The 1,327-nt window shown below is 43.5% G+C and carries 2 protein-coding genes; both read right to left on the bottom strand.

Going from position 1 to position 1,327, the window contains the following annotated elements; genetic code table 11:
• Positions 1-654 (bottom strand): histidine--tRNA ligase (hisS, locus tag A3762_RS20580; protein WP_231878882.1); only part of this gene is annotated, 654 nt, incomplete at its 3' end.
• A 27-nt stretch (positions 655-681) separates the two neighbouring features.
• A partial coding sequence (locus A3762_RS20575; protein ID WP_197469448.1) for a flavodoxin-dependent (E)-4-hydroxy-3-methylbut-2-enyl-diphosphate synthase occupies positions 682-1,327 on the bottom strand: 646 nt, incomplete at its 5' end.

The following is a 1,327-nucleotide window of genomic DNA, read 5'->3' as shown; positions in this document are numbered from 1 at the left end:
AAGTATTTTTTGAGTCTGCTCAGACTTTGAATCCAAAATTCTCAATGGATTTGTATCAAGACGGCGAACACTATCTTCATCAAGCTGGTCTTTGAAATCAGATAAATAAACCACAAGAGCAGATTTGAATGCCGAACGCTCTTCGGGCAAACCTAAGGAGTTAATCTGAAGCTCTACCGAGTCACGGATTCCTAGTTTTTTCCATAATTGATCTGTCAACGCAATAAGTTCTGCGTCGATATCTGGACCTTCAAACCCAAAACACTCAACACCAATCTGATGAAACTGGCGATAACGACCTTTTTGAGGACGTTCGTGACGGAACATAGGTCCCTGATACCACAAGCGCTGCGTTTGATTAAAAAGCAAGCCGTGTTGCTCCGCTGCACGAACACAACACGCCGTGCCCTCCGGACGTAAAGTCAGGCTATCGCCATTGCGGTCTTCAAAGGTATACATTTCCTTTTCAACGATATCCGTGACCTCACCAATCGAGCGTTTAAACAACTCAGTTTGCTCGACAATCGGCATACGAATCTCTTGATAGCCATGCTGACTCAATAAGTCAGAGACGATATTTTCGAGGTACTGCCATTTTGACGATTGGCCGGGAAGTAAGTCATTCATTCCACGGATAGCTTGAATCTTTGCCACAAATATACCTTTTATTAAAACGCGAAACTAAGCTTTCGCAATAACATTTTCTTCTTGCGCCTGCTTAGCTTCAGCTTGCGCACGGATACGTTTTTCTAACTGATCAACCAAGCCATCATTTGAGAGCTTATGATCTGGTTTGCCATCGACATAAACGAGATTGTTCGGAGATCCACCAGTTAACCCAAGATCTACTTCTTTAGCTTCACCAGGACCGTTAACAACACATCCAATAATGGCAACATCGAGCGGCGTTGAAATATCTTCGAGACGTGTTTCAAGCTCATTCATTGTCTTAACGACATCGAAGTTTTGTCGCGAGCAACTGGGGCAAGCAATAAAATTGATACCTTTTGAACGAAGCTTTAAAGACTTAAGTATGTCATAACCGACTTTGACTTCTTCAACAGGATTTGCTGCCAGCGAAACACGAAGCGTATCGCCAATACCATCCATTAAAAGCATGCCAAGACCAACTGCAGACTTAACCGCTCCAGCCCTAAAACCGCCCGCTTCTGTAATACCCAAGTGCAATGGCTGATCAATCAATCCAGCGATTTCTCTATATGCTGCAACCGTCATGAACACATCAGACGCTTTTAAACTCAGCTTGAAGTTATCGAAATTATGTCTCTGCAAAATCTCGACATGACGCATCGCAGACTCAACAAGC

The organism is Oleiphilus sp. HI0125 (assembly GCF_001635355.1).
This window is presented reverse-complemented; position numbering and strand designations above follow the sequence as displayed.